The following is a 319-nucleotide window of genomic DNA, read 5'->3' as shown; positions in this document are numbered from 1 at the left end:
GCAACACCCAAACCAGCCCATTCAATCATGGAAAGATCATTTCCTTCATCGCCACAGGCCATAACTTCTGATTGATCAATCCCCAGATGTCCAATCAACTTAGCCAAACCATTTGCCTTGTGGACACCTTTTGGACTCCATTCGAGCAGAATATCACGCGATTTGAAAATCTCGAAGCGCTCGTGAAGTTCTGCAGGAATTTTTGGAATTTGTCCATCTAGAAATGCTGCATCTACCGCTGAGACTGCCTTATTGTAGACAAAATCTTCTGGCATTTCCTCATCACTTGCCACAATTTTATTAAGCAATGGATTACAAG

The 319-nt window shown here is 42.6% G+C and carries 1 protein-coding gene; it reads right to left on the bottom strand.

The window, feature by feature from the left end:
* Positions 1-319: HAD-IIB family hydrolase (locus tag C1E99_RS12280; protein WP_153060227.1), on the bottom strand; the 319-nt coding region annotated here is incomplete at both ends.

This window comes from Streptococcus suis, assembly GCF_002964045.1.
Taxonomy (GTDB): domain Bacteria; phylum Bacillota; class Bacilli; order Lactobacillales; family Streptococcaceae; genus Streptococcus; species Streptococcus suis_U.
This window is presented reverse-complemented; position numbering and strand designations above follow the sequence as displayed.